The sequence below is a fragment of the Thioprofundum lithotrophicum genome (genome assembly GCF_055387065.1).
The window spans coordinates 2,339,291-2,353,375 of sequence record NZ_AP042379.1 but is presented as its reverse complement, the minus strand read 5'-3'; the positions used below and the strand labels follow the sequence as shown (position 1 = coordinate 2,353,375).

The following is a 14,085-nucleotide window of genomic DNA, read 5'->3' as shown; positions in this document are numbered from 1 at the left end:
GCTCACGTCCTCTCGCTTGCCGGTTCAGCCGGCGATGGAAATGTCGGCCGGTGCCCCCTCGGCATCCGGCGGGTTTTGGCGCTGGCACCGCGGCAGGCACAGGCGGAAGGTGCAGCCCTGCCCCGGTACCGAATCCAGTTCGATGCGGCCCTGATGGTTGCGTACCACGGCCGCCACCACCGCCAGCCCCAGGCCGGTGCCTTCCTGGCGGGTGGTGAAGAAGGGATCGAACACGGCCGCCTGCTGTTCCGGCGGAATGCCGGGGCCGGTGTCGCTGACCGCAAGGCAGATGGCCTCCTCACCGGCGGTGGCGCTCAGGCGCAGGCAGCCGTCGCGGCCCATGGCCTGGATGGCGTTCATGCCCAGGTTGAGCAGAGCGCTCACCAGCATCTGCCGGTTGCCCTGCAGTAGCGCGTGCGGACAGGTGTTGTCGATGACCAGTTCGATGCGGGCGCTGTGCAACTGGGGTTCGAGCACCTGGGCCAGTTCCTCGAACAGCGCGGCGGTGGTGAAACGCGCCTCGCCGGTCTCGCCGCCGCGGGCGTAGAGCAGCATGTTGTCGACCAGTTGCTCGAGATGGCGCAGGCGTTCGACGATCCGCTCGCCGATGCGCTGCCGGTCGGCATCGGCGAGGCGCGGCCGCTTGAGCTGGCTGGCATGCAGCAGGGCCGAGGCCAGGGGCGTGCGGATCTGATGGGCCAGGGAGGCGGCGGTCTCGCCCATGGCGGCCAGCCGTTGCTGGTGATGCAGCCGATCCTGCAGGCGGCGCATTTCCGTCACGTCGGTGATCAGGATGATCTGGCCCGGCTCGTCGCCGAGCGGGCAGGTGGAGAGGTTCACCCGGCGGCCGTCGGCCAGGGAGATTTCGTGGCCGTCGTCGGCGCGGGGGGCGAAGGTGCGGGCGATGATCTCGCTCCAGGCGCGATGCCGCAGGGGCTCGCCCAGCAGATCCACCGCCGCGGGATTGCATTCCTGCACGATGCCTTCCCCGTCGAGCACCACCACGCCACCGGGCAGGGCCTGCAGCAGCCCTTCGAGGCGCGCCGCCAGGCGTTCCTTCTCGGTCAGCTCGCGCATGCGCGCATCGCGGGCCGCGGCCAGCTCGGCGCTGAGCTCGGCCACCCGGCCTTCGAGCTGCTGGTAGGAATCGGTCAGTTGCTGCGAGAGCTGGTTGAACAGGCGGAAGGCGTCTTCCAGGCCTTGCCGGTCCAGTCCTGCGGTGGGCATCGCGTTCTCGTTCATGTGTCTCCCCTTGACGTCGGAGAGACAGGAGCAAGAAGCGTGCCTGATTTTGAACTACTTGTGATTCAATAACTTGGAGGCAGGGCGCGGGAAAGAGTCAAGATTACGACACCTTTTCGGCCCGTTGCAGGCCGTACTTGCGCATCTTTTCGACGAGGGTGGTGCGGCGCATGTTGAGCCGCCGGGCGGCATGGGCCACCACCCCATTGGCCTCGTCCAGGGCCTGCTTGATCAGGGAGGATTCGAGCTGCAGCATGTGCTCCTTCAGATCGATGCCTTCGTCCGGCAGGCGCACGGGCGCGTTGAGATCCACCACCGTGGGTCCGCTGGCCGGCTGTTCCAGTTCCACCGTGGGCAGCTCGTCGAGGTTGAAGTCCTTGCGGTATTTTTCCGGCAGGTCGCGCACGTCCACCACGCCGTTGGGGAACATGATGATCAGCCGTTCGATCAGGTTGGCCAGCTCGCGCACGTTGCCGAGCCACTTGTGCTGCTGCAGGGCCGCCACCGCGGCCGGGGTCAGGCGCACACTGCCACGGCCTTCGTGTTCCATGCGGGTGATCAGCTCGTCGATGAGCAGGGGGATGTCCTCGGCGCGCTCGCGCAGGGGAGGCATCTCGATGGGGAAGACGTTGAGGCGGTAGAACAGATCCTCGCGGAAACGCCCCTCGGCGATCTCCTTTTCCAGATCCCGGTGGGTGGCGGCGATGATCCGCACGTCGGTCTGGATGCTCTTGTTGCTGCCGACCCGCTCGAAAACCCGCTCCTGGATCACCCGCAGCAGCTTGACCTGCATGGCCAGGGGCATGTCGCCGATCTCGTCGAGGAACAGGGTGCCGCCCTGGGCCATTTCGAAACGGCCCTGGCGGCTGCTGATGGCGCCGGTGAAGGCGCCCTTCTCGTGCCCGAACAGCTCGCTCTCCAGCAGATCCGGCGGGATGGCGCCGCAGTTGACCGGCACGAAGGGCTTGTCGCGCCGCGAGGAGTTATAGTGCAGATTGCGGGCCACCACTTCCTTGCCGGTGCCCGACTCGCCGGTGATGAGCACGTTGGCGCCGGTGTTGGCCACCTGCTCGATCAGCTTGCGCACCACCTGGATGCCGGTGCTGTTGCCCACCAGCGATCGGAACAGGGTCTGGGTGCCGCTGCCGGGGCGCAGGGTCTGGCGGCGGTGGATGTCGGCCTGCCGCAGCACGTGCTGGAACTGCCGGTAGCGCACCGGCTGCTCGATGACGCCGGTGATGAGCCGGGACAGGGCGGCGCTGACCGGATGGGGCGCATCCCGCTGGCAGATGAGCAGGATCGGCACCTCGGGCGCCAGGGCATCGCGCAGGGCCTTGACCGCCTCCCGGGTAGCCGCCTCGTCCTGCAGGCAGCCGCTGACCACCAGTTCATACTGATCGGGCGCCGCGAGCCGGTCGCGCCATTGGGCGTGGGTGGCGGTGTCCACCTCGCCGTAGTCCACGAATTCGAAAATCTGCCGGAGGGCTTCCCGCTGTTCGGGGTTGTCGTCGATGATCAGGACGTTTCGATCGGAGAGTGTCTTGTCCATGGGTGCCATCTGAAAATTCCGTTCGCGTAGGGAGAACCCGGTTCACCCGAGCACCGCTGGCGCAGGTGACAGGTGCGGGACGACGGCGGGGGACACCATCTCTGTGCAGCGATACTAGCGCCCCGGCCCTTGCCCTGTCAAAAATCGGACACTCGCGGAATTTCTTTACCTAAATCTTTGTCAGGCGGGAAATGTGACATTGGTTACAGGTTGAGCGCCTCAAAGCCGTGATGGTTTTGTGGGCAAGAATCACGAACAGGGTTTGAACGTGCATCAGATGTCGGGCGGTTCAAGCGCAGCGGAGCCGCCGTTTCCGTGGCGATTCGTATCGTTGTCCGATGGGGCGTGTTGCGTTGAATGGCGTGGCAGGGGGAGGCAGGTCGAAGCGCTTGCGAGGTTCAGGACGGTGGCGTCTTCTGGCGGGCGCGGGCCACGGCCTGGCGGTGCTGGCGGAAGATCCATTTCTCCAGTTGCTCGGCGGCCGCTTCGGGCCAGGCGTCGAAGGCCACCCGCCACCGGCCGTCGGCGGCAGGTTGCGCCGTGCCCGGCAGTTCCAGCGCCGGCGCGCCCGGGATCTGCAGGCGCACCACCACGGGCCGACCCGCTTCCGGCCCCGTCCGGGCCGCCCATTCGATGCCCCGGGGATCGAGCCGGCTCGGCACCACGTCCCCCCCTTCGCCAGCCTGTTCCAGCAGCAGGCCCAGCATGGCGATGATGACATCGAGCTTGCGATCCAGATGTCGCCAGGCCTGCCTGGCCTCTTCGCCCGCTTCGGGCAGCGGACTGCCCTCGCCCTGAAGATTGAGCAACTGCAGAACCATGGCCGTGCGTTGCAGGACCCCGTCCGCCTCGCCCGCGCTCAGGGGGCGCCACGCCAGGGGGACGCGCAGCGAGACGTGCAGGCCGCGATGGTCGTCCCCGCCGGGATTCACGGCCGGACCGGATTCTGCAGATAGGCGCGGGACATGTGCCGGCCGCGCTGCAGGGTGAGCAGTTGCACGGTGGTGCTCTGCCGGGACTGTTCGCCGAGCAAGATGCACTCCCGGCTCATGGCCAGCACCGCGTTGAGACGTTCGGCCAGCGCCGGCAGGCGATCATGAAAGCGGGGATGGGCCAGCAGTTCGTCGAGCACCCGTTGCCGGGTGTTTTCGAGCCGGCTCACCGTCGTCCAGTCGTCCTGCCGCGCGGCGGCGAGCATGCGCCGGGTCAGGCTGCACAGCACCTCGGCATGCCGATCGCAATCCAGGTGATCCACCGCGGCGGCATCAGGCCGAGTCATCGGTGACGCCCGGCAGTTCGTCCCAGGCCGACTTGATGGAGCGCAGCAGGGACGCCACCTCGTCGAGCATGTCGGGATTGTTCTCGATGTTGGCCCGGGCCAGGCGGCGAGTCATGTAGTCATAGAGATCGTCGAGGTTCTGGGCGATCTCGCCGCCCTTCTCCACGTCGAGACTGGCCCGCAGGCCGTCGATGATGGAGATGGCCCAGCTGATGTGGCCACCCTTGCGGGCGATGTCGCCCCGTTCCATGTGGCCCTTGGCGATGGCGATCTTCTCCTGGGCGCCATCCATCAGCATCTGGATCAGGCGATGGGGATCGGCCGCCGCCACGCCACTGGCCACGCCCACGCGGGTGTATTCCTGAACTGCGCTGTGCAGCTTCGCCATGTTCATGCTGTTGCTCCTCTGCTTGCGGTGTGTCATCACGTCTTCCCCGCCGGTGAACGGAGAACCTACTTGCTCTTGCGCGCGCCCGGCAGCCCTTCGAGTTCCCGGGCCAGCCGTTCGCTGGTGCTGCGCATCTGGCTGAGGGTAGCGTCGAGGGCCGAGAACTTGCGCGTGTAGCGCTCCTCCGCCTGCGACAGCCGCCGCGCCAGTTGATCCCGTTGTTGCTGGATGTCACGCAGGCGGGCGTCATAGCCTTCCATCCGTGCATCGAACAGGCCATCCGGATCCAGATAGCCGGTGATCCGCTTCTCCATCTGCGCGGCGATGCCGTTGGAGAAGTTCACCACGCCCCGCGGCCCGGTGCTGCCGCCGCGGATCGCCACCTCCAGTCCCTTTGCCGCGCCGGTGCCGATCAGGACCCGGCCCCGGCCCTCGCCCGGTACACCGTCGAAGCGGCCGGCCACGTCCTGGCCCGGCCGGCCGGGGCCGGCGGCCAGGCCCGTCAGTTCCGCCAGCCGCGGGTCGATGGCGAGGATCGCGATCGTCGAATCGGCCCCCACCTTGGCCGACTGGATCACCAGCCGGTCCCCGTCCACGGCCACCTTCGCCGCCACCTTGGCGTTGCCGAGCGCGGCATCGGCCTGCACGGCGGACTGAAGCGCCGCCGCCAGCGCGGGCAACGAGGCGAACTGCCCGGCCGCCAGCGTGAGGGTACCGCTTTGCACGCCATCGACGGCGATGCGGAACGTGGCATCCTGGGTCAGTTCGAGCGGGCCGGCAATCGGCGCCCCGGCCAGCTCGCCGGCCGCCGGCAGGCGCTCGATGGTCAAGGCATAGCGTCCGGGACGGGTGGCCTCGGTGTAGCCGCGATAGTCCACCAGCGGATCACTGGCCTCGCCCGCCACCGCGAACAGCCGGGCCACTTCCTGCAGGTCGTCCTCGATGGCCTGCTGCAGACGGGTTTCATCCAGGCTGAGCGTACCGTCGCGCTGGGTCTCGATGCCGATGCTGGCCAGGGAGGTCCAGCGATCGTTGACCGCGCTGAAGTCCTGGCCGATCAGGTTGCGCAGCTGCTGGGCGATGCCGCGCACCGCAGCATCGCCGCTCAGGGGGCCGGCCGTGCGGCTCTCGGGGTCGTAGCCGGTGAGCTGATTGACCATCTGCATCAGCTCGTTGTACCTGGCCACGAAGTCGCGCACGTCGCCGACGACCTTTTCGGTATCCGGCGCCACCTGCAAGACCGCGCGCTGACCCTCACTGCCCGGTTGCAGTTCGAGGCTCACGCCCTCGATGGCATCGTCGATGGTGTTGCCGGAACGGTGGATGGTCAGCCCGTCGATGCGCAATACCGCATCCTGGGCCGCCACCAGTTCCTGCAAGTGGCTGCCGGCCGCCGGCAGGGGCTGGCCGTTGGCGTCCACGCTCCCGCCGGCGGCCGGATCGTGCAGCAGGAACGACAGCCCCTGGCGATCGGTGCTGTCGCCATCGTCGTCGTCCACCAGCAGGCGCACGCTGCCGTCGCGCCCGGCCGAGGTCGAGGAGACCAGCAGCCGATAGCCGCTGCCGTCGTTGACCACCGAGGCGCGCACGCCGGCCTCGGCACGGTTGATGGCCTCGGCAATGCCGCGCAGCGAGCCGTCCGCCGCCTCGATGGTGACGGTTTTCGGCGTCTGTCCGGATTGAATGCGAAACTGGCCGCTGTCGGGATCGACATGGCCAAGCTGAATGGTAAGGGTGCCCGTACCCAGCGGGGCCACGTCCGATTCGACGGGGTCGCTGGCCAGTCGTTGTGCCTGGGCAAGTTGCACGATTTCCACCTCGTAACGCCCGGGTCGGGCCCGGGCCGTGGCCGTGGCGCTGAGCGCCGCTTCGTCGTCCACGGCGACGCGCATGTGGGCAAAGGTATCCGGACGGGCCAGGCCACCGAGGGTGGCCTGCAACCCGGATACCGCTCCCTTGAATGCGCCCATCGCGGTCAGTCCTTCCTGGACCTTCGCTTCCTTGCGATCGAGCCGTGCCGTGACGGGGGCGCCTTCTGCCGACACCAGTTTGTCCACCAGCTCGGGCACGTTGAGTCCGGAACCGTTGCCTGTGGATGGAATGGCGGGCATGTCCTACCTCGGGGGTTGCGGTTTTGCATACGGGAGGCGGCAATCCCGGCATCCCAGCCGGCCGCCCTGTCTCCCTCCATGGAGACCCGTATGCAAATCCGATACCACCTTTTACGCCTTCAGCTCGATGAGAAATCCCTTGGCTTCCTCCTGGCCTTCCAGGGCCGCGGCAATGTGCCGGGAGATGGCCAACATCTCTTCCGAGGGGATCTGGCGTATGAGCTCCTTGGTCTGCCGGTCGTAGACGCGGACCACGAACCGTCCCGTGTCGTCGTCCACGCTGAAGTCCATTTCCCGCTGCTGCTTCTGCACGAAGGCCTGCAGCTGACTGACGGCTTCCTGGAGCGTCTCCTGGCTGATGGATTCCGAGGCCTCGACCTCGACGGCAGCCGCGGCAATCCCTTGCCGGGTTTCGACCGTTGTGCCACCGGAATCGCGGGTACTGCGGGTTTCGACAGTCCCGGCCAGCAGTGTCACATTGGCGATGCTCTGTGCTGCCATAACGTCACCTCGCTTGTTGTCGGGGCGATCCGCGCCGGCCGGTCTCGGCCGGGGCGGGCCACCGTGTCACCGTCATGGCTTACTGCAACAAGCTCAGAACGTTCTGGGGCATCGCATTCGCCTGGGCCAGCATCGCCGTACCGGCCTGCTGCAGGATCTGCGCGCGGGTCAGCTCGGCAGTCTCTGCCGCGAAGTCGGCATCGCGGATCCGCGACCGGGCAGCCGACAGGTTCTCGGCGTTGGTCGACAGGTTGGCGATGGTGGAACCGAAGCGGCTCTGGATGGCGCCGAACTTGGCCCGCTGGTTGTTCACGTTGGCCAGGGCGGCATCCACGGTGGCCAGCGCCAGGTTGGCCCCTTCCACGGAGCTGATGTCCAGCTCGGCCACCGAGTTGAGTTCGGACGCCACGGTGGCGGCATCGACCACCTGCCCCACGTCGCCGGAGACGGAGAAGGACTTGTCGGAGTCGAAGACCACCTGACCGGTGATGTAGGCCGCACCGGCGGTACCGGAGCTGAGGGTGGCGCCACCGATGACCATGTTGCCGGAGTTGGTGTTGCCGGCGGCCACGGTGATGTCGATGTTCTCGCCCGTGGAGTTCATCAGCACGATGCTCTTGCCATCGTCGCTGACCCGAGCGGTCACACCGGTCTTGGAGGCCACGTCGTTGAACGCGGTGACCGCGCCGGCCAGGCCATCGTTGCCCTCGGTGCCGGAGATGGTGAAGGAGATCTGCTGCGGATCGGCGTTGTCCGACTTGATGCTCAGCACATAGGCGCCGGCGGTGTCGAAGCTCACCTTCTGCTCGGTGGTGGCGTAAGCCTTCACGCCGGTCTCATCCGCCTTGGCAGTGACCATCTCGGCGATCTTCTTGGCCGATTCGCCGGTATCGATGGTGAAGGTTTCGGTGCCCAGCGACCCGGCCACGGTGAGGGAGCCGCCTGCTACCCGGTTGGTGCCGGCAGCACTGGTCGCCGTGCCTTCCACGCGGTAGTTGCCGTACTGGCTGGTGCGGAAGTTGGCGGTGGTGGTCTGGATGGTCTGGTTGGCGTTCGCGCCCACCTGGAACACGGCCGCGCCGAAGGTGCCGTCGAGCAGCTTCTGGCCGTTGAATTCGGTGGAGGTGGCGATGCGATCCAGCTCGGAGACCAGTTGGCCCACTTCCGCCTGCAGCGCCTGACGATCCGATGCGGAGTTGGTGGCGTTGGCCGACTGCACGGCCAGCTCACGGATCCGCTGGAGGATGTTGCCGGCCTCGGACAGCGCCCCCTCGGCCGTCTGGGCCAGGGAAATGCCGTCGTTGGCGTTGCGCACGGCCTGATTCAGGCCGCGGATCTGCGCCGTGAAGCGCTCGGAAATCGCCAGACCCGCCGCGTCGTCCTTGGCGCTGTTGATGCGCAGGCCCGAAGACAGCCGCTGCAGGGAAGTCTGCAAGGCTTCCTGGGACTTGTTCAGGTTACGCTGCGAGTTCAGCGACATGATGTTGGTGTTGATTACCTGAGGCATAACGCACTCTCCTGTTCTGCCCTGCAAGCGACCCGGCGGGACGGTTGCAGTCTTTCATCTCTAGCGGATATACATCGGAAACCCGATATATTCACCGCTCCCGGGAACACTAGCGTCCGGGAACGGGGAAGCTTTATACCTCGGGTGGCAAAAATTGGCCGTTGCGCAAATGGTTGAAAACCGGGGTGATTTTAGGGTGCAGGAGCAAGGGGGAAGAAGGGCGGGGCTGAATTTTCAGGCTATCTCCTGTAGGAGCGGCGCAAGCCGCGAACCGTGCAGGGACGAGTGGCGACGACTACAGTCAGTTCGCGGCTTGCGCCGCTCCTACGGGAAATGCACATCAAGCGGGGGAGAGGTTATCCGGAGTGAACCGGCCCTTGCGGCGCCAGCCTGCGATGGCCTCTCAAATATAGTTGAACAGCGAGATGCCCTGCACCCGCGTGAAGGCCTTTTGGGAGGCCTCGAGGCCGGTGAGCTTGAGGTTGAGTTCGGCCACGGCCTTGGCGTAGTCCAGATCCTCCACTTCCGAGAGCACTTCCTTCACCTGCAGGGAATAGCCCTCGTTGATGGATTCCTGGCCGTCCAGGGCGTTGAGCCGGGCGCCCACGTCGGCGCGCACGTCGAGCACGTTGCCCAGGGCCTGGTCCAGGCCGGCGATCACCCGGTTCACGGTATTGTGCAGCTTGGCCCGGGAAGGCTCGTCGCCGCGCGGCTCGCGCAGTGCTTCGGCCAGTTGCTGCACGGTGGTGAACATGTCCTGGCGGTAACTGGGCCGGATCACGAAGATATCACCGGCCTCAGGCTTGCCTTCGATGCTGGTGACGATGCCGGCGAACTGGATCGACGCCCTGGGGGTATAGGGCGTGCCGGCGGGGCGGATGGTATTGCCCTGATCGTCGATCACGGAAAAGCTGAGATAGGGCTCGCCTTCGCCGCCCTGCTGCGCCGGATCCACCGTTTCGAAGACGATGGCATAGGTCCGCTGATCGTAGGCGCCGACGATGTTGCCGGGATCGGCGATCCCCGAGCCCCGGTTGTCGGGATGATCGATGATGGTGAAATCACCGTTGCCATCACGGATGTTGCGGAACACGGTGGTGCCCGAATCCCCCGTGGCGATCTGGCGCCGGGGGCCGATCTGCAAATGCCGCTGGCCGTCGTCGCCATGATAGTCGTATTCGCCGAACTCGTTACGAGTGAACGGGCGGAAACGGCTGCGGGTGCCGGCGAACAGGAACTCGCCCGTGCTGTCCATGGAGTTGGCGAGCCCCACCAGCTCCTCCCGCAACTGATCCACCTCTTCGGCGATGGAAGCACGGCTCTCGTTGGTCTGGGTGTCGTTGTTGGCCATCACCGCCAGCTCGCGCACCCGCTGCAGAACCGTGGTGACGTTGGTCAGCACGCCTTCTTCCAGGTTCAGCCGCGCGCGGGCCGCGGCGATGTTGTCCTGATACTGCTTGTTGGTGCCGAGAATGTCGTGCAGCTTGACGATCTTGGCCGCGGCCACCGGATCGTCCGAGGGCTTGAAGATCTTGCGCCCGGTGGCCACCTGCTTCTGCACGTGGCTGAGCTTTTCCTGCTGCTCGAGCATGGCGTCGATGGCCACCTGCTGGGCCTGATGGCTGGAAATGCGCATGACGGTTTACCGGAAGGCGTTCATCAGGGTTTCGAGCATCTTGTTGGCCACGGAGATCACCTGGGCGTTGGCCTGGTAGAGGTTCTGGTAACGCACCAGGTTGGCCGCCTCCTCGTCCAGGTTCACCCCGCCGATTTCGCTGGCCCGCTCCTCCGACTGCTGCAGCAGCAGCCGCTGGGCCTTGCCGTTCACGTCCAGCTCGTGGGTCTTGCTGCCCACGCGGGAAACGAGCTGGGAATAGGCTTCCGTGTAACTGGTGGTGCCATTGGCCAGCACCGGCGCGGCCTGCAGATCCGACAGGGCCAGGGCGTTGCGGTTGTCGCCGGTGCCATCGGTGTTGAAGTCGATGCGGAAGCGATCGCCGGCCTTCGGATTGCCGGTGATCCGCACCCGGAAGCCGAAATCGTCGCCACCGGGCGTGGGAAAGACGTCGGTGCCGGTCTTGGGATCGTAGCTCAGCACCGTGGTCAGGGCCGGCGCCTCGGGATCGGCCGGGGGTGGCGCGGGGACCGGATTGCCCTCGGCATCGGTGGTGATGGCCGGCGCGGGCGGCACTGCCGCGGTGCGGAAGCGGATCGGCTCGCCGGTGTTGTCCAGCACCTCGAAATGGGTCTCGTCGAGGAAGCGGATCACGAAGGGCGGCTTGAGAGTATCGCTGGCGTGGTCGAAGACCGGATTGTTCACATCCACCACCTGTGCCGGGCCGATCACGCCGTCGCCGATGTTGTCGATGGCCGCTTCGGTACGCAGGGGGCCGGCGGCCGCAATCTGCGACACGTCTTCGATCACCGGGCGGAACTGTTCGGCCCCAGCCCGGGTGGGCCGGATGATGAACTTGTCGCCCTCCTCGATGCGGGAGCCGCTGTCGACGAACAGGCGCAGGCCCTCGCTTTCCACTTCGATGGGCAACTGATCCCAGGTGCCGATCAGGGCCTCGTCGCTGAGCCGCACCAGCCGGTACTGGCCGTTGTTGAAGCTGAGGGTGTAGTCGCTGGTGCTCACCTTGTCGATGTCGGTGATCTCGGCGCCCAGGATGGTGTCGCCCCGGTTGTCGAAATGGGGCAGCACCTTGGGCGTGGTCTTCGCCAGCGGCGCGAAGAAGTCGCCGCCAAGGCGGCTGTGCAGATCCATGCCCTTGCGGTGCTGGGCATTGAAGGTCTCGGCCATGCCGATGGCGATCCGGCCCAGTTCGTTCTGGGCCGAGTCGAGGATCTGGCGGCGGAAGTCCAGCAACCCGCCCAGATGCCCACCGGTGAGAAAGCGGGTCACCACGGACGAAGCCCCGTTGCCGATGAAGGCGATCTCGCTCTCGTCCGGATCGAAGCGGCTCACCTGGACTTCCAGTTTCGCATGGTCGGAGCCGATCACCAGGCCCTGGCCGTTGCCCACGAACACGTTGACCCGGCCGTCGTCCTGCTCCATCACCCGCACCGACACCAGGCGCGACAGATCGCGGATCAGTCTGTCCCGCTGATCCAGCAGATCGTTGGGCTGCCGCCCGCCCACCTCCCGGGCCTTGACGATCATGTCGTTGACCCGCGCGATGGCCGAAGCCAGATCATTGATTTGCGTGACCGTGGATTTCATGTCGGCCGTCACGCCTTCGCGCAGGGAGGCGAAACGGTTGTTCAGATAGTCGAAGCGATCGGCCAGCGACCGGGCCTCGCTCACCAGCACCTGGCGGGCCGAGGTGGACTGGGGATCGTCCGCCACCCCGTTGACTGCGGCGAAGAAACTCTGGATGGCCGGCGCCATCCCGGCCTTGGGATCGGCCAGCAGGTTGTCCACCTGGCTGGTGTAGTGGTAATGGGTGTCGAGTTCCGAGCTGACCGAGGTGTTGTCCCGCACTTCCCGGGTCACGAAGTCGTCGTACATGCGGCGCACATTGCTCACCTGCACCCCGGTCCCCACGGCCCCGTTGCCCTTCATCTGGGGCGGCCGGGCGTCCAGCTCCACCCGCTGGCGGGAATAGCCCTCGGTATTGGCGTTGGCGATGTTGTGTCCGGTGGTGGACAGCGCCCGCTGGGCCGCCAGCGCACCGGAGGTGCTGATCCCGAGGATGTCACCCGCCATGGCGCATCACCTCGCTTGCATCCAGGGCCGCCGTCTGCAGGGTGTCGCGGCGCAGGATGTCGATGATCTTGTCGGCATAGCGCGGATCGGTGGCATAGCCGGCGGCCTGCAACTCGCTCACGAAGGCCTCCGGATCGTCGGCCCGTTCCAGCGCCTGCCGGTAGCGCGGACTGCCGCGCAGGAACTGCACATAGTCCCGGAAGCTGTCGGCAAAGGAATCGTAGGCCCGAAAGCGGGCCATCTCCCGCTGCGGTAGGCCATCCCGGAATTCGAGGGTGCTGACCGTCACCGCAGGTCCCTGCCAGCGGCCATCGGCCTTGATGTTGAACAGGTTGTGGCTGGAACGGCCCTCGGCATCCCGGCTGATGTGCTTGCCCCAGCCGGTCTCGAGCGCCGCCTGGGCAAGCAGCGCCCGGGGCGAGACACCCAGCTCCCGGCCGGCCTGCTCCGCATGGGGCCACAGCCGCCGCACGAAATCCGCCGGCCCGGCAAAGGCCGGCAAATCCTCACCCGGCTCCCGGCGAGTGCTTGCCGCTGCCGTGGTGGCGGCAGCCGGCGTCCTGCCCGGCGGAGCCGGATCGGTGGGCCCCGGTTCCGTCGGGGCGGCGGACACCGGCCCTGGCCGGGGAAGCTGCGGAGCCGTAGCCCGCCAGACGAAGCCGTCCGCCGCCCCTGCCGTGCCCGCGCCGTTCTCTGCCTTGCGGGACGACGGCGGCAGATAACGCCGCAACTGGCGCATCAGCGCCTCGGCCAGCCCGATCCCCTGGCCCTTGGCCATGTCCAGGCTGATCTGGTTGTCGAACATGTCCCGGTACAGTGCCTGCCGGGCACTGTCGAAATAGGGATCACCGAAACTCGCCTCGCGCATGCTCTTGAGCATCATCTTGATGAACAGGCTCTCGAACTGACGGGCCACGCCGGCCAGGGCCTGCTCCGGATCGGCCTGCGCCTGCCGGCGCAGATCGGCCAGCCCCCCGAAATCTGTATAACTCTCGGGTGGCGAAGCAGTGGCAAGGTTGGGGATGGCAGTCTGCATGCCCGCAATACTGCAGATTCCGTGCCAGCCCCGATCCCGCCTCGGCCGGCCCTATCCTCCGTATAATGCCCACATGGCCAACCAGACCCTGAATCTCACCCCGGACCTGCTCGCCTATCTGCGCGCGCACGGCCTGCGCGAACCCCCGGTCTTTGCCGAATTGCGCACCGAAACCGCCCGCCTGCCCGAAGCCGTGATGCAGATCAGCCCGGAACAGGGCCAGTTCATGGCCCTGCTGCTGCGCCTCATGGGCGCCCGGCGCGTGCTCGAGATTGGCACCTTCACTGGTTACAGCACCCTCTGGCTCGCCAGCGCCCTGCCGGAAGATGGCCAGATGATCACCTGCGACAGTAGCCGGGAATGGACCGGCCTGGCCCAACGCTACTGGCAAAAAGCCGGCCTCGCCGACCGCATCACCCTACACCTGGGCGATGCCCGCGACACTGTGCAGGCATTGCAGGACACAGGGGAAACAGACACCTACGACTTCGCCTTCATCGATGCAGACAAGGTCAACTACGATACTTACTATGAAGCTTGCCTGACCCTCGTCAGGCCGGGTGGACTCATTGCCATCGACAACACCCTGTGGGGTGGTGCCGTGGCCGATCCGTTTGCAACAGACCCTGATACCGAGGCAATCCGCCAGCTCAACCGGAAATTGCACGAAGATCAGCGGGTGGAGATGGCGATGGTGCCGATTGGGGATGGGGTGACGTTGGTGAGGCGGAGATGACGCCGCAATTCACAGGCGGTAAAACAG

General features: G+C 66.5%; 12 protein-coding genes. 1 reads left to right on the top strand and 11 read right to left on the bottom strand.

Annotated elements, in window-relative coordinates:
- Positions 1 to 24: 24 nt before the first annotated feature.
- The 11 genes from ACZ5BH_RS11180 to flgJ form a co-directional block, all read right to left on the bottom strand.
- Positions 25 to 1,242: a sensor histidine kinase gene (locus ACZ5BH_RS11180; RefSeq protein WP_464889348.1), complete on the bottom strand. Its 1,218-nt coding sequence runs from the start codon at positions 1,240 to 1,242 to the stop codon at positions 25 to 27.
- Positions 1,243 to 1,345: 103 nt separating this feature from the next.
- Positions 1,346 to 2,800 carry a sigma-54 dependent transcriptional regulator gene (locus tag ACZ5BH_RS11175; RefSeq protein WP_464889347.1) on the bottom strand — a complete coding sequence of 485 codons (1,455 nt, stop codon included), beginning with the start codon at positions 2,798 to 2,800 and terminating at the stop codon, positions 1,346 to 1,348.
- 389 nt (positions 2,801 to 3,189) lie between these two features.
- Positions 3,190 to 3,723, bottom strand: a complete 534-nt coding sequence (locus tag ACZ5BH_RS11170; RefSeq protein WP_464889346.1) for a PilZ domain-containing protein — start codon at positions 3,721 to 3,723, stop codon at positions 3,190 to 3,192.
- Complete coding sequence (locus tag ACZ5BH_RS11165; RefSeq protein ID WP_464889345.1) at positions 3,720 to 4,070, bottom strand: flagellar protein FliT; 351 nt, start codon at positions 4,068 to 4,070, stop codon at positions 3,720 to 3,722. The genes ACZ5BH_RS11170 and ACZ5BH_RS11165 overlap by 4 nt, the downstream gene beginning before the upstream one ends.
- Positions 4,057 to 4,464 carry a flagellar export chaperone FliS gene (gene fliS / locus ACZ5BH_RS11160; RefSeq protein ID WP_464889344.1) on the bottom strand — a complete coding sequence of 136 codons (408 nt, stop codon included), beginning with the start codon at positions 4,462 to 4,464 and terminating at the stop codon, positions 4,057 to 4,059. Before fliS ends, ACZ5BH_RS11165 begins: the two co-directional genes overlap by 14 nt.
- Positions 4,465 to 4,523: 59 nt before the next feature.
- On the bottom strand, positions 4,524 to 6,569 hold the full coding sequence (gene fliD / locus ACZ5BH_RS11155) for a flagellar filament capping protein FliD (protein ID WP_464889343.1): 2,046 nt from the start codon (positions 6,567 to 6,569) through the stop codon (positions 4,524 to 4,526).
- A gap of 111 nt (positions 6,570 to 6,680) precedes the next feature.
- Positions 6,681 to 7,070, bottom strand: a complete 390-nt coding sequence (locus tag ACZ5BH_RS11150) for a flagellar protein FlaG (protein ID WP_464889342.1) — start codon at positions 7,068 to 7,070, stop codon at positions 6,681 to 6,683.
- Positions 7,071 to 7,149: 79 nt separating this feature from the next.
- Complete coding sequence (locus tag ACZ5BH_RS11145; RefSeq protein ID WP_464889341.1) at positions 7,150 to 8,577, bottom strand: flagellin; 1,428 nt, start codon at positions 8,575 to 8,577, stop codon at positions 7,150 to 7,152.
- Between the two features lie 403 nt (positions 8,578 to 8,980).
- Positions 8,981 to 10,213 carry a flagellar hook-associated protein FlgL gene (gene flgL, locus ACZ5BH_RS11140; protein WP_464889340.1) on the bottom strand — a complete coding sequence of 411 codons (1,233 nt, stop codon included), beginning with the start codon at positions 10,211 to 10,213 and terminating at the stop codon, positions 8,981 to 8,983.
- Positions 10,214 to 10,219: 6 nt separating this feature from the next.
- Positions 10,220 to 12,286, bottom strand: coding sequence for a flagellar hook-associated protein FlgK (gene flgK / locus ACZ5BH_RS11135; RefSeq protein ID WP_464889339.1), 2,067 nt, complete (start codon positions 12,284 to 12,286; stop codon positions 10,220 to 10,222).
- Positions 12,276 to 13,322: a flagellar assembly peptidoglycan hydrolase FlgJ gene (gene flgJ, locus ACZ5BH_RS11130; RefSeq protein ID WP_464889338.1), complete on the bottom strand. Its 1,047-nt coding sequence runs from the start codon at positions 13,320 to 13,322 to the stop codon at positions 12,276 to 12,278. Before flgJ ends, flgK begins: the two co-directional genes overlap by 11 nt.
- A 73-nt stretch (positions 13,323 to 13,395) precedes the next feature.
- Here flgJ and ACZ5BH_RS11125 point away from each other — a divergent pair, with 73 nt between their 5' ends.
- Positions 13,396 to 14,058, top strand: a complete 663-nt coding sequence (locus tag ACZ5BH_RS11125; RefSeq protein WP_464889337.1) for an O-methyltransferase — start codon at positions 13,396 to 13,398, stop codon at positions 14,056 to 14,058.
- Positions 14,059 to 14,085: the final 27 nt, after the last annotated feature.

Bases quoted from the DNA above. Each gene is read 5' to 3' on its own strand.
- ACZ5BH_RS11180 (WP_464889348.1), bottom strand. From the start codon at position 1,242: ATGAACGAGAACGCGATGCCCACCGCAGGACTGGACCGGCAAGGCCTG.
- ACZ5BH_RS11175 (WP_464889347.1), bottom strand. From the start codon at position 2,800: ATGGCACCCATGGACAAGACACTCTCCGATCGAAACGTCCTGATCATC.
- ACZ5BH_RS11165 (WP_464889345.1), bottom strand. From the start codon at position 4,070: ATGACTCGGCCTGATGCCGCCGCGGTGGATCACCTGGATTGCGATCGG.
- fliS (WP_464889344.1), bottom strand. From the start codon at position 4,464: ATGAACATGGCGAAGCTGCACAGCGCAGTTCAGGAATACACCCGCGTG.
- fliD (WP_464889343.1), bottom strand. From the start codon at position 6,569: ATGCCCGCCATTCCATCCACAGGCAACGGTTCCGGACTCAACGTGCCC.
- ACZ5BH_RS11150 (WP_464889342.1), bottom strand. From the start codon at position 7,070: ATGGCAGCACAGAGCATCGCCAATGTGACACTGCTGGCCGGGACTGTC.
- ACZ5BH_RS11145 (WP_464889341.1), bottom strand. From the start codon at position 8,577: ATGCCTCAGGTAATCAACACCAACATCATGTCGCTGAACTCGCAGCGT.
- flgL (WP_464889340.1), bottom strand. From the start codon at position 10,213: ATGCGCATTTCCAGCCATCAGGCCCAGCAGGTGGCCATCGACGCCATG.
- flgK (WP_464889339.1), bottom strand. From the start codon at position 12,286: ATGGCGGGTGACATCCTCGGGATCAGCACCTCCGGTGCGCTGGCGGCC.
- flgJ (WP_464889338.1), bottom strand. From the start codon at position 13,322: ATGCAGACTGCCATCCCCAACCTTGCCACTGCTTCGCCACCCGAGAGT.
- ACZ5BH_RS11125 (WP_464889337.1), top strand. From the start codon at position 13,396: ATGGCCAACCAGACCCTGAATCTCACCCCGGACCTGCTCGCCTATCTG.